The following is a 21,503-nucleotide window of genomic DNA, read 5'->3' on the forward strand; positions in this document are numbered from 1 at the left end:
GATATACAGAGCCCATGGCCTCGGTCGTCGCGCTCAACGCTCATCCGGACGATGAGACGATCCTCGAAGGCGGCACCCTGGCGAAACTCGCTGCCGCCGGGCACCGGGTGATCCTGGTGGTGGCCACCGACGGCATGGTGCGCACCGAGCCCCGGCCACGACTGCGGCTCGAGGAGTTGGAGGCCGCCGCCGCTCAGCTCGGAGTGCGAGAGGTGCGCTGGCTGGGCTACGCCGACAGCGGCCACGGGGCGGAACTGTATCCGGATCCCGACGGCCGGGTACGGCTGGTGCGCGCGGGCGTCGAGGAGCCCGCAGAGGCGTTGGCCGGGATCCTGCGGGAGGTGAACGCCGACCTTCTGATCGGGTACGACGCCGCGGGCGGCTACGGACACCGCGACCATCTCGCCGTCCACGCGATCGGGCATCGGGCCGCCGAGCTGACGGGGGTGCGCCTGGTGGAGGCGACCGCACCGCGGGAGGTGGCCGTGCGCCTGTTCGGTCTGGCCGCGCGCCTGCGCCTCGTGGATGAGGCCGATCTGCGGCGCGCGCACACCTGGTTCACGCCCTCGTCCGGCATCACGCACCGGATCGACGTGCGAGCCCACCTCGCCGAGAAGCAACGCGCGCTCGCCGCGCATCGCACCGAGCTCGCCAAGCCGGGTGCCGCTGCTCGGCTGCAGCGCCTCATCGTCCGCGTGCCCGCACGCCTGCTGGCTCCGCTCTTCGGCACCGAGTACTTCGTCGAGCCCGGCGTCTCGGGCCGCTCCGACCGCCTCCTCTGACGCGGACGCCGGTTCGGATACCGCGGCGGCGAACGAGTATCGCAACGGTCGTCGCGCGCACCCGTGCGAACCCGCGCCTACCCACGGCGACCTGCGGATTCGGGTCGCCGAGCAGCGACCCCGACCACCGCGGGGCCGCCCTCGGGCAGTAACGATCGAATAACGCGGCTAACGGATCCGCCCCTCGTATCCGATCTCCCCCATGTCATTGATCGCCGAGGCAGCACCGAGGAGACGCGATGCGAAACGCGACCCGACACAATCGAATCCGCAGCGCTCTGGTCGTGCCGGCGGCACTGCTTCCGCTCCTCGCGGTGGCGCCCGGTGGTGTCGCTGCCGACCCGGCACCGCCCGCCCCGGTCACCACCACCACGCCGGCTCCCGCCGCCACACCGGAACCGGCCACGACGCCCCCGGCCGCAACCCCGCCGGCGACCACGACGGCCCCGGTGCCCACCACGGCTCCGCCCCGTCCCCCGGTCACGTCCACGGCACCTGTTCCAACCACCGGCACCGCCTCGCCCACCACCGGCACCACGACCGCCGTGCCCCCGGTGGGGCTCACCGTCGGGGCCGTGCGGATCGTGGACGAAGGCGGTGCGGCGGTGCCCGGTGCCTCCGCCTACGTGCAGGGCTGTTCCGGTGGACCGGGCGCATCCCTCGCCGACGGCGGCGCCACCACGGTGACCGGTCCCTGCGTGCGGGCCCGGATCGACCGCGTGCCCACCAACTGGCGCGTGATCTCCCCCTCGGAGCAGACCGTGACCACCAACAGTGGACGCGCCGAGTTCCGTTTCGTCCTGGCCCGCGGCGGGATCGTGCCGCCCACCACCACGCCTCCCCCTCCCGGTGGGATCCGGTTCACCCTCGACGCCCGCGACCGCAGCGGACGCGGGGTGGCCTCCCAGTACGCCGTGTACGCGTGCGAGAACGGACGCCCGCTCGGCGGTCTCGCCACCGACAGCGCGGGCAACGGCGGCGGCGCCTTCCCCGGCGACTGTCTCACCGTGGTCCCCACCGCGTGGCCGGCGTCGTGTGTGCTGGTCGGACCGCACGCGTACTCCCGGGTGGTGGGCAACGGCGTGAACCGGCTCAGTTTCACCTTCAAATGCGGCGGCCAGAACCCGCCCGGCCCCGGCGACGTGCCCGGCCGCCTGCTCAAGACGGACCGCAGCACCGGTGCGCCGCTGGCGGGCGCGTCGTTCGCGATCTCCGGCTGCGAGTCCGGTGAGACGGTGCGGGCGGTGAGCACCGGACCCGACGGTCTCGCGGCGTTCTCGCTGCCGCCGGGGTGCTACCGCGCCACGGAGACGTTGGCGCCCGCCGGGTACGTCCGTGACGCGGCTGCCGTCGCCTTCCGGGTCGATCCCGCCGCGCCGTTCCAGGTGCAGGTCACCAATGCGAAGGCCTCCGCGCCGGTCGCCGTCCGCAATCCCGGAGTCCGCGTACCGATCTCGTCGATCCCATCGGGCCGGGTGTCCTGAGATGCGCCGCGCGATCGCACTGCTGGTGGCGTCCGCCCTGCTGTTCGCGGGGTGCGGCACCGTCGAGGGTTCCGCCCTTCCCGCACCGTCGAATCCGTCCGCCCAGAGCGATCTGCGCGCCCCGGTGCCCGCCACCGCGCCCGAGCCGACCGCCCCGGTCCGAGTATCGGCCGCCGGGGTGCAGGCGCCGATCGACGGCATCGCGACCGACGCCCAGGGAGCACTCCTCCCGCCGCAGGACGTACAGCGCGTCGGCTGGTGGGTCGACTCCGCTCTGCCCGGTTCCGGCACCGGCTCCGTGGTGCTCACCGGGCACGTCGACGATGCGCGGCAGGGCGACGGCTACGCCAAGCGGTTCGCCGCGCTGCGGCCCGGCGACGGGGTCACGCTGACCGGGAAAGACGGTGCGGCCGTGAGCTACCGCGTGACCCGGACGGTTTCGATCGCCAAGGGCGCCCTCCCCGTCGGCGACCTCAACCGCCAAGACGGACCGGAGACGCTGATCCTGGTCACCTGCGGCGGCCGATTCATCGGGCCGCCACTGGGATACGAGAACAACGACCTGGTGTACGCCGAGCGCGCCTGACGGGCAGCCGATCCGCGGCTAGTGTCGAGGGCATGCACATCGACCTCCGCGGACGCACCGCCCTCGTCACCGGCTCCACCCAGGGCATCGGCCTCGCCATCGCGGTCGGGCTGGCCCGGTCGGGGGCACGGGTCGGGATCAACGGCCGCACGGCGGCCCGGGTCGAGGAGGCGCTCGCCACCGTCCGTGCCGAGGTCGACGGTGCCGATGCGGTCGGCGTGGTCGCCGATGTCACGGACGCCGCCGATGCCGAGCGGGCCGTCACGGAACTGGGCGGCGTGGACATCCTGGTCAACAACCTCGGCATCTTCGGTGCGGCCGATCCCCTGTCCATCGACGACGACGAGTGGCGCCGCTACTTCGAGGTGAACGTCCTGGCCGCGACGCGGCTGTCCCGGCTCGTACTGCCGGGGATGATCGACGGAGGATGGGGCCGGATCCTCAACATCGCCAGCGATTCCGCGATCGTGATCCCCGCCGAGATGATCCACTACGGCGTCTCCAAGACGGCCCTGCTCGGGGTCTCGCGTGGTTTCGCGAAGGCCGCCGCCGGTACCGGCGTCACCGTGAACTCGGTGATCGCGGGTCCCACGCACACCGGTGGCGTGGAGGACTTCGTCTACCAGTTGGTCGATGAGGACCTGCCCTGGGAGCAGGCGCAGCGCGAGTTCATGCGGCTGCACCGGCCGCAGTCCCTGATCCAGCGACTCATCGAGCCGGAGGAGATCGCCAACATGGTGGTGTACCTGAGCTCGCCGCTCGCCTCCGCAACCACCGGCGGCGCCGTCCGGGTGGACGGCGGCTACGTCGATTCGATCCTGCCCTGACCGGGGATCAGGCCAGCTCGATGAGCTCCTGGTACTCCTCGTTCCAGTGATCCTCGGTACCGTCGGGCAATAGGATCACGCGCTCCGGATTGAGCGCCTCGGCGGCGCCCGGATCGTGGGTCACCAGCACCACGGCGCCCTCGTAGGAGCGGAGCGCTTCGAGCACCTGCTCGCGGCTCACGGGGTCCAGGTTGTTGGTGGGCTCGTCGAGCAACAGCACGTTCGCGGCCGAGGAGACCAGCCCGGCCAGCGCCAGACGGGTCTTCTCACCGCCGGACAGCGTGCCCGCGGGCTGTTCCAATTGCGGTCCGGTGAACATGAAGGCGCCCAACAGGCTTCGCAGATCCTGCTCCCCCGCATCGGGCGAGGCGTGCCGGATGTTGTCCCACACGGAGGCCTCGTCGTCGAGGGTGTCGTGCTCCTGCGCGAAGTAGCCGATCTTCAGGCCGCGGCCCGGTTCCAGGCCGCCGGTGTCCGGCGTCTCGACGCCGGCGAGCAGCTTGAGCAGCGTGGTCTTGCCGGCGCCGTTGAGCCCGAGGACCACCACGCGCGAGCCCTTGTCGATCGCGAAATCGACGCCCGTGAAGATCTCCAGCGAGCCGTAGGTCTTGGTGAGGTTCTTGACCATGAGCGGCGTCTTGCTGCACGGCGCGGGTGCGGGGAACTTGATCCGCGCCGTCTTGTCCTCGACGCGCACATCGTCGAGCTCGTTCATCATCCGCTCGGCGCGGCGCAGCATGTTCTGCGCGGCAACGGCCTTGGTGGCCTTGGCCCCCATCTTGGCCGCCTGGACGCGGAGCGCGCCGGCCTTCTTCTCGGCGTTGGCGCGCTCGCGGCGGCGGCGCTGCTCGTCGGTCGCGCGGGCGTCGATGTACTTCTTCCAGCCCATGTTGTAGACATCGGCCTCACCGCGCACCGCGTCGAGGAACCAGACGCGGTTGACCACGTCGGACAGCAGATCCACATCGTGGCTGATCACGATCAGGCCGCCGTCGTGATTCTGCAGGAAGGTGCGCAGCCAGCCGATGGAGTCGGCGTCGAGGTGGTTGGTGGGCTCGTCGAGCAGCAGCGTGGTGTCGGACTTGCCGCCGGAGCCGTCGGAGGCCGCGAACAGGATGCGGGCCAGCTCCACGCGGCGGCGCTGACCGCCGGACAGCGTGCGCAGCGGCTGTTCGAGCACCCGGTCGGGCAGGGCCAGGCTGTTGCAGATCCGCGCGGCCTCGGATTCCGCGGCGTACCCACCGAGTGAGGAGAACCGCTCCTCGAGGTTGCCGTACTTGCGCACCGCGGTGTCGAGCTCGTCGCCGACCAGCTCGGCCATGCGCACCTGCTGCTTCTGCATCTGCGCCACGATCTGGTCCAGTCCGCGGGCCGAGAGCACGCGATCCTTCGCCAGCACGTCGAGATCGCCCTCGCGGGGGTCCTGCGGCAGGTAGCCCACATCGCCGGTGGAGATGATGCGGCCCGCGTACGGTTCGCCCTCGCCTGCCAGGATGCGCATCGTAGTGGTCTTGCCGGCGCCGTTGCGGCCGACGAGGCCGATCCGGTCGCCCGCCTGCACCCGCAGCTGATCGCCCGGGGCGGTCAGCAGGGTACGGACCCCGGCGCGGACTTCGAGGTCGGTCGCGGTAATCACAACGGTCCAGTCTACCCGCCCCGTGCCGGCCCGTTCACCACCATTTTCCGCTGGTGACGGCGGTCACTCGAGGGCGGCGGAGGCCTCCCTGCGCGGCACCACCGCGGGCGGTGCGGGAACCACGTCCCGGATCACGATCCGGAGCGAGCGATCGGCCTTCGCCTCGTAGAGCGCGGTGTCCGCCTGGGCCACCGCCGTCGCGAACTCCGCGCGGTTGAGCCCCTCGGAGACCGCGATACCGACACTGCCGCGGATCCCCGGCGGCTCGCCCGCTTCCCCGGGAGTGACCAACCTCCGGAGCTCGTCGATCACCTGGTCGGCTTCTTCGCGCAGGTCACGGATCGCCACCACCAGGAACTCGTCGCCGCCGAGCCGGGCGTTGAGGGTGTCGCGCACACCGGTCCGCAGCAACTGGGCGGTCTCGGCCAGGTACTGATCGCCGGCCAGATGTCCGTAGGTGTCGTTGAACTTCTTGAACCCGTCGAGATCCAGCAGTCCGACCACCGCGATGCCGCGGCCCCGCTTGTACAGGACCCGGCGGATCGCGAACTGAAGACCGCGCCGGCTGTAGAGCCCGGTCAGGGCGTCGTGGTTGCGCTCCGAGGCCGCCTCACCGATTCCGCGGCGGCCGAATTCGACGAGCACCTGCACCACGATCGGAAGTGCGAACTCGATCGTGATCGCAGGCGCGAGGTACACGTACAGTTCCATGACGCCGTACCCGTTGACCACCATCGTGGTCACGGTGACGGCGACGATCGCGGCCACCGAGAACAGGCAGTGGATCAGCAGTAGCCGCCAACCGAGGAGGAAGGCGGTCAGCATTGCCAGCATGCCGAGGTAGATGGTGCCGGTTATCCGGGACGGACCGTCCTGGGCCAAGCAGCCGACCAGCAGGCAGATATCCGCGATCGCCACGAAGATCACGGCGTCGCGGCGCCGGGGCTCCCGCAGGCGCAGCCACCAGATTCCCACGACCACACTGCCGCTCGAGGCGAGGATGAAGAAGACCATCGCGGTCGGAGTCTGCGGTCGCATCGGCTGGAAGAGCACACCCACGCAGAGCGGCGCCATCAGGAGCGCGAGGCCGCTCACCACCAGGCGGAGCGGGTTGTCGCCGCCGTGGACGGCGATGCCCTCCTGCGCGAATTTGAACTCGGCCTTACCCGCATCGCGCCAGGCCTTGCGGTCCGTGAGCCGTCGCCACGCCGCGCGGATCACGCGCCGCGCGGTGACCGGAGTCCGCTTACCACTGCTCACCCGCATCCACCTCGGTGTTCGGCGAGTTCTCCGGCAGCATTCACGGCCCGGACTCTACCCCCGAATCGTCCGAATTGAACCACGGATATCCCGGCTCTGTCGCGATCGTCACAGATTGTTGCGATCGCACCAGTCCGGGAGGTCAGACGCGGACGGAACCGGGGTCGTGGACCACGATCCGGCGGGACCGATCCGCCTTCGCCTCGTACAACGCGACATCGGCCTCGGTGGTGGCCCACTCGAGCGAGGCGGCATCGGGATACTCGACCACCACGACCCCCACGCTGCCCTGAATCGGAGCCGTGCCGCCGTCCGGTGTGACCAGGCGCCGCAATGTCCGGATCACGGAATCGGCGCCGTATCGGGAGTTGCGCATCGCGTAGAGGAGGAATTCGTCGCCTCCCATCCGTGCGACGAGCGCGCCGTCGAGTTCCCCGCGCAGGACCTCCGCCGTCCGCGAGAGCAGCGCATCACCGGCAGCGTGGCCGTGGGAATCGTTGAATCGCTTGAAGTGATCGAGGTCCAGCATCGCCACCACGCACACCTCCGACCGCTGCCGCCGCAACAGGATCCGGAGAGCGAATCGCATGCCCTGGCGGCTGTAGAGGCCGGTGAGCGCATCACGATTGCGTTCGATGAAGATCTGGGTCATGCTGCGGCGCGACAACTCCACGATCACCTGCATCACCAGAGGCAACCCCACCTCCATGGTCATCGCGGGCGCCACGTAGACGTACAGGCTGAGCAGGGTCTCCCCTTCGTACAGGCAGGCGTACAGGACGTACGCCCCGATCACTGCGAGCGAGAACAGACACTGCAGGGCCAGGATCCTCGAGCCCAGCAGGGCGGCGGTGAGCAGGGCGATCATCCCGAGGTAGGTGGTGCCGCAGATTCGCGATGCGGGCGCTCCGAGCACCGCGGTGCCCAGCAGGATCAACAGGTCCGAACAGACGACGAAGTAGATGGCGTGCCGCCAGCTCGGCCGGGGATCGAACATCCACCACAGACCCAACGCGACGCTCGCCACCAGCGCGCCCACGTACAGGCCCGTCCGCAGTCCGGGTGGCGGACCCATCGGGTGCCAGACCATGACGATGGCCAGCGGGAACATCAGGACCGCGATCCCGCCGATCACCAGGCGCATGGCGGCGCGGCCGCCGGGGAGCCGGGAGATGCCGGTCCACATGAACTCGTACTCGTCCCGTCCCGCGTTCCGCCACGCCGACCGGTCCATCGCCGACCGGGCCGCCGAGACCATCGGCCACAGCGGTCGCGTCCGCCGCGGGGCCGATGATCGGTTCGCCCTCACGGGGCGTGACCTCGGCGTGTCACCCTGCGAATGCTACTCAGGGAACCCTTCGCCGGTATCCGCTTCGGAAGGACCGGCCGAGTGCTCGAACAGACCGGTGAGATCGTGCACCACTACCGATCGGGTGGCGCTGCGCTTGGCCTCGTACTGGGCCGCATCGGCCTCGGTGGCGAGCTCGCGGATCCGGTCCCGGTACGACGCCGGGGCCACGACGATGCCGAGGCTGGCGGTGATACCGTCGCCGTCGTGATCACCGCGGGGGGCGATCAAAGCCGTGAGCCTGGCGAGTCTGCGCGCGGCGTCGTCCGGCGTAAGACACACCGCGAAGACACCGAATTCATCCCCGCCGTTGCGCGAGACCAGGGTCTGCGGCAGGGCGCGATCGAGTCGGGCGCCCACTGAAGCCAGCAGTTCGTCACCCTCGAAGTGCCCGTACGTGTCGTTGTAGGCCTTGAAGCCGTCCAGATCGGCCACCGCGCTGATGTAGATCGAATCGCTGCGAGACCGCTTGCTGGCGACGCGCTTGGTCCACGCGTCCATCCCGCGCCGGTTGAGCAGTCCGGTCAGGCTGTCGATGTACCACTCGCTCGCGACGCGGTTCACGCCGACCCGGCACAGTTCGACGACAGCCTGCACCAATACCGGGACCCCGACCGCGATGATCATGGTCGGCACCGCGAACGGCGCGAGCAGGGCCACCGAACGCCCGTCCACGACGACCCCGTAGTAGACGATCCCGAGCACCAGAGCCAGCGAGTACACGCAGTGCACCAGCAGCACGCGCCATCCCAACAGGAACGCCGCGTACAGGCCGAGCATGGCGAACAGACTGGCTCCCGCCAGCCGGTGCTCCGGTTCGCCGAGTACCGCGATTCCGATGCCGAGGAGCACATCGGCCGCGGCGAGGAACTGAATCGCCTGCGCAGCCGTCGGCCAGGGCCGCACGATCCACAACGCCCCGATCACCGCACCGAGCACGGCCGCAACCATGTGGAGTACACGAAGGGCGGGGGTGGTCGGTGCGGAGGGCATGAACTCGGCCAACACCGCCACCGGCAGCATCGTCACACCGAGGGAGGCCACCGTCACTCGGAGCAGCCCGATGCCGCCGACCGTGGCGATGGCGCGGGTCACGAACGAGAACTCCGCCTGGCCGGCGTACCGCCAGCCGACGGGATCGATGAGCTCACGCCACATCACCCGAGCCGTCCGACGGACGGACCGGCGACGTCGCGCCCACTCCTCCGGGCGACCGCTCACGTCAGTTCCGATCGCGCACTCCCGCGGCCAGGTCGGCGGTGAGCGCGCGGACCGCGTCGACGGAATCGCCCGCTGCGCTGACCAGGGCGGAGCCTGCGATGACCGCGTCCGCATAGCCGGCGATCTCGGCGGCCTGCTCGCGGGAGCGGACACCCAGGCCCACACCGATCGGGATGTCGGAGATCTCGCGCACCCGCGCCACCAGTTCCGGGGCGACGTTGTCGACGGTGTCCCGGGCGCCGGTGACGCCCATCGTCGATGCGGCGTAGAGGAATCCGGACGAGGCGTTCGCCGTGAGCGCCAGGCGCTCGGGGGTCGACGACGGTGCCACGAGGAAGATCTTGTCGAGGCCGTGCCGGTCGGCGGCCGCGATCCAGTCACCGGCCTCTTCGGGGATCAGGTTGGGAGTGATGATCCCCTTCCCGCCGGCCGCGGCCAGGTCCCGGGCGAAGGCGTCGACGCCGTACTGGAGCACGGGGTTCCAATAGGTCATCACCACCGGGGCCCCGCCGGCGGAGGCCACGGCCTCCGCGTAGCCGAAGACGTCGTGCACCCTGATCCCGCCGCGCAGCGCATCGTCGGCGGCGCGCTGGATCACCGGTCCGTCCATCACGGGATCGCTGTAGGCGACACCGATCTCGACGATATCAGCGCCGGCCTCGACCATCGCGACCACGATGTCGCGGCCACCGTCCTTGGACGGGTATCCACACGGCAGGTAGGTCACGAGCGCGGCGCGGTCCTCCGCGCGGCAGGTCTCGAAGACCGATGCGAGTGCGCTCACTTGGCGGCCTCCTCGGAGTCGCGGAATTCGGTGTTCATGTCTTCGCCGATCACCTTCTGGCCCACCACGTCCCCGTGGTCGTCCAGCAGCCCGAACCACTTCCCGGCGGTGTCGACGTCCTTATCGCCGCGGCCCGAGAGGTTGGTGACGATCACGGCATCGGGCCCGAGTTCGCGGCCCAGTTTCAGCGCGCCCGCCACGGCGTGCGCCGATTCGATGGCGGGGATGATGCCCTCGGTGCGGCAGAGCAGCGCGAAGGCGTCCATGGCCTCGGCGTCGGTGATCGGGATGTACTGCGCGCGACCGGATTCCTTGAGCTCGGCGTGCTCCGGGCCGACGCCGGGGTAGTCGAGACCCGCCGAGATGGAGTGCGATTCGATGGTCTGGCCGTCCTCGTCCTGCAGCAGGTACGAGTACGCGCCCTGGAAGGCGCCGGGCGTGCCGCCGGTGAACGTGGCCGCGTGCCTGCCCGTTTCGACGCCGTCGCCCGCGGCCTCACAGCCGACCAGCCGTACCGCCTCGTCCGCGATGAACGGATGGAAGATGCCGATCGCATTGGACCCGCCGCCGACGCAGGCCACCACCGCGTCGGGGAGCCGGCCCTCCAGGTCGAGGACCTGTTGCCGGGCCTCCATGCCCACCACCCGCTGCAGGTCCCGGACCAGCAGGGGGAAGGGATGCGGGCCGGCCGCGGTGCCAAAGCAGTAGTAGGTGTCGTCGGCGTGACTGACCCAGTCCCGCAGCGCCTCGTTGATGGCGTCCTTGAGGGTGGCCGAACCGGAGGCCACGGCGATCACCTCGGCGCCCAGCAGCCGCATCCGCGCCACGTTCAGCGCCTGCCGGTCGGTGTCGACCTTGCCCATGAAGATCACGCACTCGATGCCGAGCAGCGCGCAGGCCGTGGCGGTGGCCACGCCGTGCTGGCCCGCGCCGGTCTCCGCGATCACACGGGTCTTGCCCATCCGCTTGGCGAGCAGCACCTGCCCGAGCACGTTGTTGATCTTGTGGCTGCCGGTGTGGTTCAGGTCCTCGCGCTTGAGGTAGATCTTCGCGCCACCCGCGTGTTCACCCAGTCGCACGCAGGGGTACAGCGGCGACGGTCGGCCGGTGTACTGGCGCTGCAGCCGGTCGAGCTCCTCGAGGAACTCCCGGTCGCTGCGCACCTTCTCGAACTCCGCTGTGACCTCCTCGATCACGGCCATGAGCGCCTCGGGCACGTGCCTGCCGCCCCAGACGCCCCAATGACCGGTCCCATCGGGCTCATAAGCCGATCGTTGGGACAGTCCTGTGCTGGCTTCTGGAAGACTCACCCGCCCAGTATCCCCCACCGGGTCAAAGCAGAATCACGCCGACGCCAACCATTCCTCGAATCGGGCGAACCGACCAGTGTTCTCCGGCATGACCACTGCACTCGACGGGGCCCTCGACGCCGTGCTCGACGATCCGGTCCGGGCGTCCCTGTACGGCGCACACGCCCGGTTCCGCCTCGGCGACGGTGCCGTCGTCCGGTACCACCCCGACGTGGCCCGCTTCATCGGGCACCCGCGCGCCCTGTCGCCCGACGACTACGCCGCCCTCGCCGAACTCGCGGTGCCGGGCACGGCACTCTCGCTGCGCGGGGCCGCCACCCCGCTACCCCCGGGGTGGCGCGTCGAGGACGAGATCACCCTCGTCCAGTACGACGGGAGCGGGCTGGTCACGGAAGCCGATCCCGAGGCCGTCCGCCTCGGCCCCGGCGATGTCGACGAGATCCTCGATCTGGTGGCGCGCACCCGCCCCGGCCCCTTCGAACGGCGGACCATCGAACTGGGCACCTATCTGGGCATCCGCGACGACCGGGGTCGGCTCATCGCGCTCGCCGGGGAACGCCTGCATCCGCCCGGATGGACCGAGATCAGCGCGGTGTGCACCGATCCCGACCACCGCGGACGGGGCCTCGCGACCCGGCTCATCCGCGCCGTCGGCAGGCAGATCCGCGACCGCGGGGAGATCCCGTTCCTGCACACCTCCGCTGACAACACCACGGCCCGCGCGCTCTACGAGTCGATCGGCTTCCGCCTGCGGGCCGCCGTGCCCCTGCTCCTCGTCCATCCACCCGCACCCACCACCGGAGAGTCATGACCCTCGCCCTCACCCGCTCACCGTCGAAGGACGTCGATCCCGAGCTCGCGGAGCTGGCCGTCCTGCCGGTCCGGCGCCGCGCGCAATGGGGACGCTGGGTGGCCGTCGCGGTCACCCTGATCCTGTTCGCGCAGTTGGTCTCCTCGGCGATCACCAATCCGCGTTTCGACTGGCCCACCTTCGGGGCCTACCTGTTCAGCCCGATCGTCCTCGAGGCGCTGTGGTTCACGGTGCAGCTCACCATCATCGGCGCCGTCCTCGGATTCCTGTTCGGTGGCGTGCTGGCGCTCGCCCGGCTCTCGGGCAACCGCGTCCTGGCCACCTTCAGCTTCGGCTTCATCTGGGTGTTCCGATCGGTGCCCCTGATCGTGCAGATCCTGTTCTTCGGCTACCTGGGTGCGCTCTATCCCACACTGGGGCTGGGTATCCCGTTCGGTCCGACCTTCGTCGACGCGCCGACCAAGGACCTGCTCTCGCCGTACACCGCCGCCGTGATCGGGATCGTGCTGCATCAGGCCGCGTACGGCTCGGAGATCGTGCGTGCCGGAATCCTCAGTGTGGCACCCGGTCAGCACGACGCCGCGCGGGCACTGGGCATCCCGCCGGCCGCGCAGTTGCTGCGGATCACCCTACCCCAGGCCCTACGCACCATCGTGCCGCCCGCGGCGAACGAGGTGATCGGCCTACTCAAGGGCACCACCGCCGTCTTCATTCTGGCGCTGCCGGACCTGTTCTACCAGGTCCAGGTGATCTACGGCCGCAACGGCCGAATCATCCCGCTGCTGCTGGTCGCGGTGGCCTGGTACGCGATCGCAACCACCGTCCTGTCCATCGGGCAGCACTACCTCGAGAAGCGCCTCTCCCGCGGGTACGGGTCGAAGGCCCCCACGAAGAAGGAGTCCGCCGCATGACCGCCACCCCCGTTCCGCCGCGCCTGGAAGCGGTGGGCCTGACCAAGGCCTTCGGTCACGACCAGGTGCTGCGCGGTGTCGACCTGACGATCGCCCCCGGCGAGGTGGTCTCCATCATCGGACCCTCGGGTTCGGGCAAGTCCACCCTCCTGCGCCTGCTCAATCACCTGGAGGAGCCGACCGCCGGGGTGGTCCGGCTCGACGGTGAGCTGATCGGCGTCCGACGCCGCGGTGACCACCTCGTCGCGCTGCGCGAACGCGAGCTGCGCCGGCAGCGGGCGCGGATCGGTTTCGTCTTCCAGCAGTTCAACCTGTTCCCGCACCTGACCGCCGTCGAGAACGTGGCCCGACCGCAGCGGTTGTCGCTGGGCCGCAGCCGCGCCGAGGCCGACGCCCGGGCCCGGGAACTCCTGGGGCGGGTGGGCCTGGCCCCGCACGCCGAGCACTACCCCGGCCGGCTCTCGGGCGGACAGCAGCAGCGCGTGGCGATCGCCCGCACCCTGGCGCTCGATCCTGATCTGATCCTGTTCGACGAGCCCACCTCGGCGCTCGACCCCGAGCTCGTCGGCGAGGTGAACGCCGTGATCGCCGAGCTGGCAGCGGAGGGCCGCACGCTCGTGGTCGTGACGCACGAACTCGCCTTCGCCCGCCGGATCGCCGACCGCATCGTCTTCCTCGACCACGGCCGGGTGGTCGCGGTGGGCACCCCGTCCGCCGTTCTCGACCGCCCCGCCACCGACCGCACCCGCGCCTTCCTCGCGCACTGGACCTCCAAGGAGACAGCATGAAAACCCGACATCGCATCCCCACCTTCGCCCTCGCCCTCGTCCTCGCGAGCGCGGCCCTCGTGGGATGCGGCGGACAGACCACGGAATCGACCACCGCCTCCGTGACCGGCACCGCCGGTCAGCAGCTCAACCTCACCAGCAAGCAGGACCGCATCGTCCCGAAGAAGGACGAGGCGGCTGCGGCACTACTCCCCCAGGCGATCCGGGATCGGGGCACGCTGCGAGTGGGACACGGATCGGGTGCCGGAAACGCGCCCTTCTACTTCCCGGCGACCGACGACGAGCGGGTGTTCATCGGCGACGAGAGCGATATCGCCTACCTCATCGCGGGCAGTCTCGGACTTCGGTTGGAGGAGTCGAACACCTCGTGGGAGGGCCTGTTCCTCGGGATCGACAGTGGGCAGTTCGATCTCGGCGTCTCGAACATCACCGTGACCGAGGCGCGCAAGGAGAAGTACGACTTCGCGACCTATCGCAAGGACGACCTGGCGGTGGAGGTTCAGGCTGATTCGCCGCTCACCTTCACGGGTCCGGATTCGTTCTCGGGCAAGACGGTCGCCGTCGGCTCGGGAACCAATCAGGAGCGGATTCTGCAGCGCTACGACGCGGACCTGCGGGCGGCGGGCAAACCGGCCATCGTCATCAAGAACTACCAGGACAACACGGGGACGTACGCCGCGCTCGCATCCGGTCAGATCGACGCCTACTTCGGCCCGAACCCGATCGCCGCCTTCCACGTCGCCCAGACGAAGGGCACGCCGCAGGCGACGAAGATCGTGGGCACGGTGTCGGGCGCCGGCGCTTCGCTGCAGGGGCTGATCGGCGCGACCACGAAGAAGGACAGCGGGATCATCCGCGCGGTGCAGGCGGCGATCGAGTCGACCATCCGCAGCGGTGACTACGGCAAGGTCCTGCACCGGTGGGGCCTGGACGCGGAGGCCGTGGCCACCTCGGAGATCAATCCCCCGGGGCTGCCCAAGAACGACAAGTAGGCCGGTTCAGCGCGCCGCGGTGGCGTGCGCGACGAACTTGAACCGGTCGCCGCGATAGACGCTGCGGGTCCACTCCAGGGGTGCACCCGCAGCGTCGCGGCCCAGGCGATGGACCAACAGCAGCGGGTGGCCGTTGGGCACGTCGAGCAGTTCGGCCTCGTGCGGGGACGCGAGCGCGGTTTCGACCGTGTCCTCCACCGCCACGATGTCGCGACCGTAGTTCTCCCGCAGCGTGCGGTAGAGAGAGGCCGTCGTGCCGAGCCGGTCGGACAGCCCGCGCAGGGGCCCCCGCAAGTGCGCCACCTCGATGGCGAGCGGCTCGGCGTCGACGATCCGGAGCCGGGTGACGCGGTACACGCGGGTGCCGCGGGACAGGTCCAACGCGGCCTGCGTCTCGGCATCCGCCGGGACGTGATCGCAGCCCAGGACCTGCGATTCCACGGATTTGCCGGTGACGCCGATGTCCTCGCTGAGCGAGGTGAGTTGGCGCACCCGCACCACTTTCGGGGGTGCCACGTAGGTGCCGCTGCCGTGCTCGCGGCGCAGGATCCCCTCGGCGGACAGTTCCGAGAGCGCTTTGCGCAGGGTGGTCCGGGAGACCCCGAGTTCATCGGCCAAACGCCGCTCGGCCGGCAGTGTATCGCCGTGGCCGAGCTGCGCGATCCGCCTCTGCACCTCGACCTTCGCGCGGAAGTATCGCGGAAGCTCGGTGCCCGGTGCAGCGGGCGAGGACATGTCCACCATGTGTCACAGAGTACCCCTTGACGAGAAAAGTGGTCTATGCCACTCTTGCCTCACCGCAATTGGTATAGACCACTTGTGGTAGACCTCAAGGAGTGAACATGAGCAGTACGCAGGCTGCCAAGCCGGCCGCCGGTCTGGGCGTCATGGTCGGCGTCGCCGCCGCGAGTCTGGGTGTCATCTACGGCTACGACACCTCGAACATCGCCGCCGCGAAGGACTTCATCCGGGCCGATTTCGGACTCGACGACACCATGACGCAGGCGCTGGCCACCGTGGTCGTGGTGGGCGAGATCCTCGGCGCGATCGTGGGCGGCTGGTTCGCCAACAAGGTCGGTCGCCGCAAGGCGATGATCTCCGTGGCGCTGGGCTACACGGTGTTCGCCCTGTTCGGAGCCCTTGCGCCCACCGTCCCCCTGCTGCTCGCCGCCCGCTTCCTGCTCGGCCTCACCGTGGGTGTGTCCGTGGTGGTCGTGCCCGTCTTCGTGGCCGAATCCGCCCCGGCGCACCGCCGTGGCGCGATGCTCGTGGCGTACCAGTTCGCCACCATCGTGGGCATCATCCTCGGCTACGTGCTCGGCTACCTGCTCGCCGGTCTCGGCGCCGCGTCCTGGAAGTGGATGCTGGGCGCCGCCGCGGTTCCGGCGATCCTGGTCACCCTCGTGCTCCTGCGCCTGCCCGATACGGCGCGCTGGTACATGACCCGCGGCCGTGAGGGAGAGGCCCGCGCCGCACTGATCGCCGTGGAACCCACCTCCACCGCGGCCGGTATCGAGGCCGAACTCGACGAGATGCGCGCCCAGCTCTCCGACGAGTCCGGCGGCAAGCTCAGCCAGCTCTTCCGCCAGCCCTATCTGCGCGCCACCTTCTTCGTGGTGGTGCTCGGCTTCTTCATCCAGATCACCGGCATCAACGCGATCATCTACTACAGCCCCGACATCTTCGCCTCGATGGGCTACGACGGGAACTTCGGCAAGTACATGCTGCCGGCGTTCGTCCAGCTCTTCGGCCTGCTCGCCGTGGTGGTCTCGATCTTCACCGTCGACAAGTTCGGCCGCCGCCCCATCCTCCTGGGCGGCATCGGCACCATGATCCTGGCCTTCGCCGTGATGATCCTCGCCTACCAGATGGCCGACGGCGATTTCAAGGGCCACGAGACCGCCGGCGTGGTCGGCTTCGCGGGACTCGTACTGGTGGTGATCGGATTCTCCTTCGGCTTCGGCTCCCTCGTGTGGGTGTACGCCGGTGAGGCCTTCCCCGCCCGGCTGCGCGCCTACGGCTCCTCGGCCATGCTCACCTCCGATCTGGTGGCCAATGCGATCGTGGCCCAGTTAACGCTCACGATGCTCAACAGCCAACTGCTCGGTGGCACCGGCACATTCGCGGTCTTCGGCGGCCTCACCGTGCTCGCCTTCCTGTTCGTGCTCAAATTCGCCCCGGAGACCAAGGGCCGCAAGCTCGAAGACATCCAGTACTACTGGCAGAACGACGGTCGGTGGCCCGCACAGACGGCCGCGGCGGCGGGCGCGGAGACGGACGCCCGGTGAGCGGGGCGGTGATCGGCCTCGACATCGGAGGCTCCAAGACGCAGGCCGTCCGCGCCGAGAACGGTGTCGTGGTCGCGGAGGCCCTCGCAGGCAGCGCGAACATCTCCTCGGTGGGGCAGGCCGAGGCCGGACGCCAGCTCGACATCGCGCTCGCCCGCCTCGGCGTCGAGGATGTGGGCGCTGTGTGCGCCGGCGCCGCGGGTGTGGAGACCCCCGCCGGCGCGGCCACCCTCACCCGGTTGCTGGCCGATCGGATCCCCGGGGCCCGGGTGCGCGTGGTGCACGACAGTCAGCTCATCCTGGCCGCTGCCGGGGTCCGCGACGGTATCGCCGTCATCTCCGGGACCGGCGCCGTGGCCTGGGGCCGCGCCGGCGACCGGCATGCCCGCGCCGGCGGCTGGGGCTACCTCCTCGGCGACGAGGGCAGCGGCTACTGGGTGGCCAAGGAGGCCGTGCGCCGCACCCTGATCCGCCTCGACCGCGACGAGCCCGCCGATCACCTGGGCCAGCAGTTGGCGGCCGACTGCGGCCTGCAGGACACCGACGAGCTGCTCGACCACTTCTACGCCCAGCCCGAGCGCCGGTACTGGGCAGGCCGCGCGCGCGTGGTCTTCGAACTCGCGCAGTCGGGCGATCCGGCGAGCACCGAGATCATCGACGAGGCGGCGATCGCACTCACCGAGATCGCGATGTCGGTGGCCGATCGGATCGGCTCCGCCGGCCCCGTCGTGCTCGCGGGCGGTCTGGCCGTGCACCAGCCCGCGCTGCAGCGCCGAGTGCGTCATCACCTGGGGCTGCGCGGAGTCTCCGACCTGCGGGTGCTCACCGTGGACCCGGTGCGGGGCGCGATCCAGATCGCGCTGCGCGAACTGGAACGACGGGGCGCGCGGGGCTGATCAGCGCGCGGGACGCGGGCAGCTGGGGTGCGAGCCCGCGGTGACCAGGTCGGCCACGGCGGAACGCGGGTCGCCCGCGGTCACCAGGCCCTCGCCGACGAGCACGCCGTCGGCGCCGGCACCGGCGTAGGTCAGCAGATCCCGGCTGTCACGGACACCCGATTCGGCGATCTTGATGACCGAGGACGGGAGTCCGGGGGCGATCCGGGCGAAGGAGTCCCGGTCGACCTCGAGGGTCTTGAGGTTGCGGGCGTTGACGCCGATCACGGTGGCACCGGCCTCGAGGGCGCGATCGGCCTCGTCCTCGGTGTGCACCTCGACGAGCGCCGTCATGCCCAGCGACTCGATGCGGTCGAGCAGCGAGACCAGCACCGACTGCTCGAGCGCGGCCACGATCAGGAGCACGATGTCGGCACCGTGGGCGCGGGCCTCGTGGATCTGGTACGGCGAGACGATGAAGTCCTTGCGCAGCACCGGGATCCGCACCCGCGCGCGCACCGAATCGAGATCGGCGAGCGAGCCCTTGAAGCGGCGCTCCTCGGTGAGCACGCTGATCGCGCGCGCCCCGCCGGATTCGTACTGCCCCGCCAGCTCCGCCGGGTCGGCGATTCCCGCGAGATCACCCTTCGACGGACTCGCGCGCTTCACCTCGGCGATCACGGCGATACCGGGTTCGCGGAGTGCGGCGGTGGCGTCGAGCGCCGGCGGCGCGGCCTTCGCGGCGGCCTTGACGGCCGCCAGATCCAGCACCGACTCGCGGGCGGCGAGGTCCGCGCGCACACCCTCGATGATCGCATCGAGCGCAGTGGGTGAAGTCACGGCGGCGGGCCTTTCGGTGGGACGTACAGCGTGCTTCAAGGTTATCCCGAGGCCTCCGGGCGATCCTTGCTGACCCCCTCCGTCGGATCGTCGCCGCTGTCCAGTGCGTCCCACAGGTCGCGTTCGGAGGAATTCTCCGGTTCGGCGGTCTCGAACACCCGCTTCTCGAGCTCCGCGCGCCGGGCGGCGGGCGCGCTGTACTTCGAATCCATCCCGCCACCGCGCTGACCACGCAGAAGCAGGGTCGCTGCGGCCACCGCGAGAACACCACCGAGCACGGCGACGAGCGGCCCGGCGATCACCTTGTCGGCCTGCACCACGATGTCCTTCGGGGCCAGCTCGAGGATCGTCTCGATGTACTTGACGTCGGGCTCCTGCGTGATCACCTGGATCGCCGGGAAGGCCGAGCCGATCGCCGCGGCCGCCACGACCACCGCCACCGCCACGCGCGCCCAGCCCTTCACGGCGAGGGCGGCCGCGATCGCCGCGAGGAAGACCAGGGGCAGCACGGTGAGCGCCGAGGCCCAGGTGTGGCCAACGATGTCCACCGTCCGCCCGGGCGAGAGGAAGTCGTTGATATCGGCGCGCATCCAGGTCATCCGGCTGGCGCCCCACACCGCGATCGCCGCCAGTAGCAGCAGCACCGAGGCCAGAAGCAGTCCGCGCTTGTCCTTCATCGTGCCTCCTCCGTGACCGCGCGCAGCGTGTTCGCGGCGGCCACCGCCTTGAGCGCGGCCAAGGCCTTGTTGCGCGACTCGTTGTACTCGTACTCCCCCACCGAATCGGCCACCACACCGCCGCCCGCCTGCACGTACGCGGTGCCGTCCTTGAGCACGGCGGTCCGGATCGCGATCGCGGTGTCGGCATCGCCCGCGAAGTCGAGATAGCCCACGATGCCGCCGTAGAGGCCGCGCCGCGTGAGCTCGGCCTCGTCGATCAGCTCCATGGCGCGCACCTTAGGCGCCCCCGTCAGGGTGCCCGCGGGGAAGCAGGCGGTCACGGCGTCGAGGGCCTGCTTGCCGTCCGCGAGGTCGCCCGAGACGGTGGAGACCAGGTGCATCACGTGGCTGTACCGCTCGATGCGGCGATAGTCGGTGACCCGCACGGTGCCCGGTGTGCACACCCGGCCCAGATCGTTGCGGCCCAGGTCCACGAGCATCAGGTGCTCGCTGTTCTCCTTCTCATCGGCGCGCAGGTCCTTCTCCAGGAGTAGATCCTCCTCGGAGTTCGCGCCGCGCCAGCGGGTACCGGCGATCGGGTGCGTGGTGGCCACGCCGTCGCTCACGGTGACCAGGGCCTCGGGGCTCGATCCCACGATGGAGAAGGCGAGCGAGCCGTCAGGGGCCGGGACCTGCACGAGGTACATGTACGGGCTCGGGTTCGAGGCGCGCAGCACGCGGTAGACGTCGATGGGATCGGCGTCGCTCGACACGGAGAAGCGCTGGCTGGGCACCACCTGGAAGGCCTCACCGGCCTCGATGTCGCCCACCAGCTTGTCGACGATCGCGCTGTACTCCTCGACGGTCCGCTGCGCGGTGTACTCCGGCTCCGGGCGGGTGAACGAGGCCACCGACGACGCGAGCGGAGCCGCGAGCGCGGCCTCCATCGCGTCAAGACGGGCCACGGCGTCCGCATAGGCCTCGGCGGCGCGTTCGCTGGCGCCGTCCCAGTTCACGGCGTTGGCGATCAGCGTGATGGTGCCCTCGTGGTGATCGATCGCGGCGAGGTCGGTGGCCAGCAGCCACACCATCTCGGGCAGGCGCAGATCGTCGACGGTGGTCTCGGGCAGCTTCTCCAACCGCCGGACGGCGTCGTAGGCGAGGTAGCCCACCATCCCTCCGTTGAGCGGGGGCAACCCCTCGATCGGCTCGGAGCTGAGCAGCCGGAGCACCTCGCCGAGCGCGGTGATCGGGTCGCCCCCGGACGGTGCGCCGGCGGGCTTGGTACCGATCCAAGCGGCCTCGCCGTCGATCACGGTGAGCGCGGCCGGGGCGGGGGCCCCGACGAAGGACCACCGACTCCAGGACTGGCCGGCCGCCGCGGATTCCAGGAGGAAGGTGCCGGGACGTCCGCCCGCGAGCTTCCGATACGCCGAGAGCGGGGTCTCGGCGTCGGCGAGCACGGTGCGGGTCACGGGCACCACACGATGCCGCTGGGCGAGCTGCAGGAACTCGTCGAGGCTGGTGGTGGCGCCGTCGGGCTGGAGGTTCGAAGCCGATTGCGTACTCATCGGGACCCATTATTGCGGGGCCGGTAAGTTCGCCGGTATGCGCACCGGTGGACCGGCCCCCGATTTCGCACTTCCCGATCAGTCGGGCACCGTCCGCACCCTTGACGAACTGCGTGCCGGACGCCGGGCAGCGGTCTTCTTCTACCTCACCGCGGGCCTTCCGGTGTGCGTGGCGGAGGTCGGCCGGTTCTGTGACGCCGCAGCGGAATTCGAGCGCCTCGACACCGTCCGCATCGGGATCAGCATGGATCCGCTGCTCCGCACCCGGGCCTTCGCGGAGGTGATGGCGCCGGGGTTCCCGCTCCTCACCGACGCCGACGGTGCGGTCGCCGAACGATACGGGGTGCGTCGCGGTCGGTACGCCGTGGCGCCCGTGCGGCGGCAGAGCTTCCTCATCGACACTGACGGCACGATCCTGCAGATCGTGGTCGGTGAGCTGCGGGCGGTGGCGCACGTCGAGGAGACCCTGGCGTTCCTGCGCACGCTCAGCGGCCCCGGAGTCAGCGGGTAGCGGATGAGCCCGGCCTCCG

The 21,503-nt window shown here is 70.2% G+C and carries 21 protein-coding genes; 11 read left to right on the forward strand and 10 right to left on the reverse strand.

Annotation, left to right across the window (positions count from 1 at the left end):
• Positions 1-14 precede the first annotated feature (14 nt).
• The 4 genes from TTY48_RS17450 to TTY48_RS17465 all read left to right on the forward strand — a co-directional run bounded on the left by TTY48_RS17450 (position 15) and on the right by TTY48_RS17465 (position 3,679).
• On the forward strand, positions 15-782 hold the full coding sequence (locus TTY48_RS17450; RefSeq protein WP_220658917.1) for a PIG-L deacetylase family protein: 768 nt from the start codon (positions 15-17) through the stop codon (positions 780-782).
• Positions 783-1,021: 239 nt separating this feature from the next.
• On the forward strand, positions 1,022-2,266 hold the full coding sequence (locus TTY48_RS17455; protein WP_220658918.1) for a SpaA isopeptide-forming pilin-related protein: 1,245 nt from the start codon (positions 1,022-1,024) through the stop codon (positions 2,264-2,266).
• A gap of 1 nt (position 2,267) precedes the next feature.
• Positions 2,268-2,852, forward strand: coding sequence for a class F sortase (locus TTY48_RS17460; protein ID WP_220658919.1), 585 nt, complete (start codon positions 2,268-2,270; stop codon positions 2,850-2,852).
• A 32-nt stretch (positions 2,853-2,884) separates the two neighbouring features.
• Positions 2,885-3,679 carry an SDR family NAD(P)-dependent oxidoreductase gene (locus TTY48_RS17465; RefSeq protein ID WP_220658920.1) on the forward strand — a complete coding sequence of 265 codons (795 nt, stop codon included), beginning with the start codon at positions 2,885-2,887 and terminating at the stop codon, positions 3,677-3,679.
• 7 nt (positions 3,680-3,686) lie between these two features.
• On the opposite strand, the gene TTY48_RS17470 is transcribed toward TTY48_RS17465, so the two are convergent.
• From TTY48_RS17470 to trpB, 6 genes are all read right to left on the reverse strand, one after another.
• The gene (locus TTY48_RS17470) at positions 3,687-5,315 is read right to left on the reverse strand and encodes an ABC-F family ATP-binding cassette domain-containing protein (RefSeq protein ID WP_220658921.1); all 1,629 of its coding nucleotides are present in this window, start codon (positions 5,313-5,315) and stop codon (positions 3,687-3,689) included.
• A gap of 63 nt (positions 5,316-5,378) precedes the next feature.
• Entirely contained in the window at positions 5,379-6,575 is a 1,197-nt protein-coding gene (locus TTY48_RS17475) for a diguanylate cyclase (RefSeq protein WP_220658922.1), read from the reverse strand.
• Between the two features lie 142 nt (positions 6,576-6,717).
• Entirely contained in the window at positions 6,718-7,884 is a 1,167-nt protein-coding gene (locus tag TTY48_RS17480) for a diguanylate cyclase (RefSeq protein WP_220658923.1), read from the reverse strand.
• A gap of 33 nt (positions 7,885-7,917) precedes the next feature.
• A complete protein-coding gene (locus tag TTY48_RS17485) occupies positions 7,918-9,081 on the reverse strand; it encodes a diguanylate cyclase (protein WP_220658924.1) in 1,164 nt (387 codons plus the stop codon).
• Between the two features lie 64 nt (positions 9,082-9,145).
• Positions 9,146-9,928 (reverse strand): tryptophan synthase subunit alpha, encoded by a 783-nt coding sequence (gene trpA, locus TTY48_RS17490; protein ID WP_220658925.1) that lies wholly within the window; start codon positions 9,926-9,928, stop codon positions 9,146-9,148.
• Entirely contained in the window at positions 9,925-11,256 is a 1,332-nt protein-coding gene (gene trpB, locus TTY48_RS17495; RefSeq protein ID WP_220658926.1) for a tryptophan synthase subunit beta, read from the reverse strand. Before trpB ends, trpA begins: the two co-directional genes overlap by 4 nt.
• A 70-nt stretch (positions 11,257-11,326) precedes the next feature.
• Between trpB and TTY48_RS17500 the strand changes: the two genes are divergently transcribed.
• From TTY48_RS17500 to TTY48_RS17515, 4 genes are read left to right on the forward strand one after another with little or no spacing between them, the layout of a single operon-like run.
• Positions 11,327-12,049 carry a GNAT family N-acetyltransferase gene (locus TTY48_RS17500; RefSeq protein ID WP_220658927.1) on the forward strand — a complete coding sequence of 241 codons (723 nt, stop codon included), beginning with the start codon at positions 11,327-11,329 and terminating at the stop codon, positions 12,047-12,049.
• Entirely contained in the window at positions 12,046-12,960 is a 915-nt protein-coding gene (locus TTY48_RS17505; protein WP_220658928.1) for an amino acid ABC transporter permease, read from the forward strand. The genes TTY48_RS17500 and TTY48_RS17505 overlap by 4 nt, the downstream gene beginning before the upstream one ends.
• A complete protein-coding gene (locus tag TTY48_RS17510; protein ID WP_220658929.1) occupies positions 12,957-13,748 on the forward strand; it encodes an amino acid ABC transporter ATP-binding protein in 792 nt (263 codons plus the stop codon). The genes TTY48_RS17505 and TTY48_RS17510 overlap by 4 nt, the downstream gene beginning before the upstream one ends.
• Positions 13,745-14,740 (forward strand): ABC transporter substrate-binding protein, encoded by a 996-nt coding sequence (locus tag TTY48_RS17515; RefSeq protein WP_220658930.1) that lies wholly within the window; start codon positions 13,745-13,747, stop codon positions 14,738-14,740. The genes TTY48_RS17510 and TTY48_RS17515 overlap by 4 nt, the downstream gene beginning before the upstream one ends.
• A gap of 6 nt (positions 14,741-14,746) precedes the next feature.
• Here the strand turns inward: TTY48_RS17515 and TTY48_RS17520 are convergent, their stop codons facing one another.
• Positions 14,747-15,475, reverse strand: a complete 729-nt coding sequence (locus TTY48_RS17520) for a GntR family transcriptional regulator (protein WP_374758744.1) — start codon at positions 15,473-15,475, stop codon at positions 14,747-14,749.
• A gap of 107 nt (positions 15,476-15,582) precedes the next feature.
• Between TTY48_RS17520 and TTY48_RS17525 the strand changes: the two genes are divergently transcribed.
• Both TTY48_RS17525 and TTY48_RS17530 read left to right on the forward strand, forming a co-directional pair.
• Positions 15,583-17,028, forward strand: a complete 1,446-nt coding sequence (locus TTY48_RS17525) for a sugar porter family MFS transporter (RefSeq protein WP_220658932.1) — start codon at positions 15,583-15,585, stop codon at positions 17,026-17,028.
• Positions 17,025-17,924, forward strand: coding sequence for an N-acetylglucosamine kinase (locus TTY48_RS17530; protein WP_220658933.1), 900 nt, complete (start codon positions 17,025-17,027; stop codon positions 17,922-17,924). The genes TTY48_RS17525 and TTY48_RS17530 overlap by 4 nt, the downstream gene beginning before the upstream one ends.
• On the opposite strand, the gene trpC is transcribed toward TTY48_RS17530, so the two are convergent.
• The 3 genes from trpC to TTY48_RS17545 are packed head-to-tail and all read right to left on the reverse strand — an operon-like array spanning position 17,925 to position 20,973.
• On the reverse strand, positions 17,925-18,743 hold the full coding sequence (trpC, locus tag TTY48_RS17535) for an indole-3-glycerol phosphate synthase TrpC (protein WP_220658934.1): 819 nt from the start codon (positions 18,741-18,743) through the stop codon (positions 17,925-17,927).
• Between the two features lie 41 nt (positions 18,744-18,784).
• The gene (locus TTY48_RS17540) at positions 18,785-19,420 is read right to left on the reverse strand and encodes a TIGR02234 family membrane protein (protein ID WP_220658935.1); all 636 of its coding nucleotides are present in this window, start codon (positions 19,418-19,420) and stop codon (positions 18,785-18,787) included.
• Positions 19,417-20,973, reverse strand: coding sequence for an anthranilate synthase component I (locus TTY48_RS17545; RefSeq protein WP_220658936.1), 1,557 nt, complete (start codon positions 20,971-20,973; stop codon positions 19,417-19,419). Before TTY48_RS17545 ends, TTY48_RS17540 begins: the two co-directional genes overlap by 4 nt.
• 37 nt (positions 20,974-21,010) lie before the next feature.
• Between TTY48_RS17545 and TTY48_RS17550 the strand changes: the two genes are divergently transcribed.
• On the forward strand, positions 21,011-21,484 hold the full coding sequence (locus tag TTY48_RS17550) for a peroxiredoxin (RefSeq protein WP_220658937.1): 474 nt from the start codon (positions 21,011-21,013) through the stop codon (positions 21,482-21,484).
• The last annotated feature ends 19 nt before the right edge of the window (positions 21,485-21,503 follow it).

The organism is Tsukamurella sp. TY48 (genome assembly GCF_019656655.1).
GTDB lineage: Bacteria > Actinomycetota > Actinomycetes > Mycobacteriales > Mycobacteriaceae > Tsukamurella > Tsukamurella strandjordii.

Excerpts from the sequence above, each read along its gene's own strand:
- TTY48_RS17485 (WP_220658924.1), bottom strand. The coding sequence starts at position 9,081 with ATGTGGCGTGAGCTCATCGATCCCGTCGGCTGGCGGTACGCCGGCCAG.
- TTY48_RS17505 (WP_220658928.1), top strand. The coding sequence starts at position 12,046 with ATGACCCTCGCCCTCACCCGCTCACCGTCGAAGGACGTCGATCCCGAG.
- TTY48_RS17550 (WP_220658937.1), top strand. The coding sequence starts at position 21,011 with ATGCGCACCGGTGGACCGGCCCCCGATTTCGCACTTCCCGATCAGTCG.
- TTY48_RS17525 (WP_220658932.1), top strand. The coding sequence starts at position 15,583 with ATGAGCAGTACGCAGGCTGCCAAGCCGGCCGCCGGTCTGGGCGTCATG.
- TTY48_RS17450 (WP_220658917.1), top strand. The coding sequence starts at position 15 with ATGGCCTCGGTCGTCGCGCTCAACGCTCATCCGGACGATGAGACGATC.
- TTY48_RS17510 (WP_220658929.1), top strand. The coding sequence starts at position 12,957 with ATGACCGCCACCCCCGTTCCGCCGCGCCTGGAAGCGGTGGGCCTGACC.
- TTY48_RS17500 (WP_220658927.1), top strand. The coding sequence starts at position 11,327 with ATGACCACTGCACTCGACGGGGCCCTCGACGCCGTGCTCGACGATCCG.
- TTY48_RS17455 (WP_220658918.1), top strand. The coding sequence starts at position 1,022 with ATGCGAAACGCGACCCGACACAATCGAATCCGCAGCGCTCTGGTCGTG.
- TTY48_RS17545 (WP_220658936.1), bottom strand. The coding sequence starts at position 20,973 with ATGAGTACGCAATCGGCTTCGAACCTCCAGCCCGACGGCGCCACCACC.
- TTY48_RS17515 (WP_220658930.1), top strand. The coding sequence starts at position 13,745 with ATGAAAACCCGACATCGCATCCCCACCTTCGCCCTCGCCCTCGTCCTC.
- TTY48_RS17540 (WP_220658935.1), bottom strand. The coding sequence starts at position 19,420 with ATGAAGGACAAGCGCGGACTGCTTCTGGCCTCGGTGCTGCTGCTACTG.
- TTY48_RS17520 (WP_374758744.1), bottom strand. The coding sequence starts at position 15,475 with ATGTCCTCGCCCGCTGCACCGGGCACCGAGCTTCCGCGATACTTCCGC.
- TTY48_RS17460 (WP_220658919.1), top strand. The coding sequence starts at position 2,268 with ATGCGCCGCGCGATCGCACTGCTGGTGGCGTCCGCCCTGCTGTTCGCG.
- TTY48_RS17465 (WP_220658920.1), top strand. The coding sequence starts at position 2,885 with ATGCACATCGACCTCCGCGGACGCACCGCCCTCGTCACCGGCTCCACC.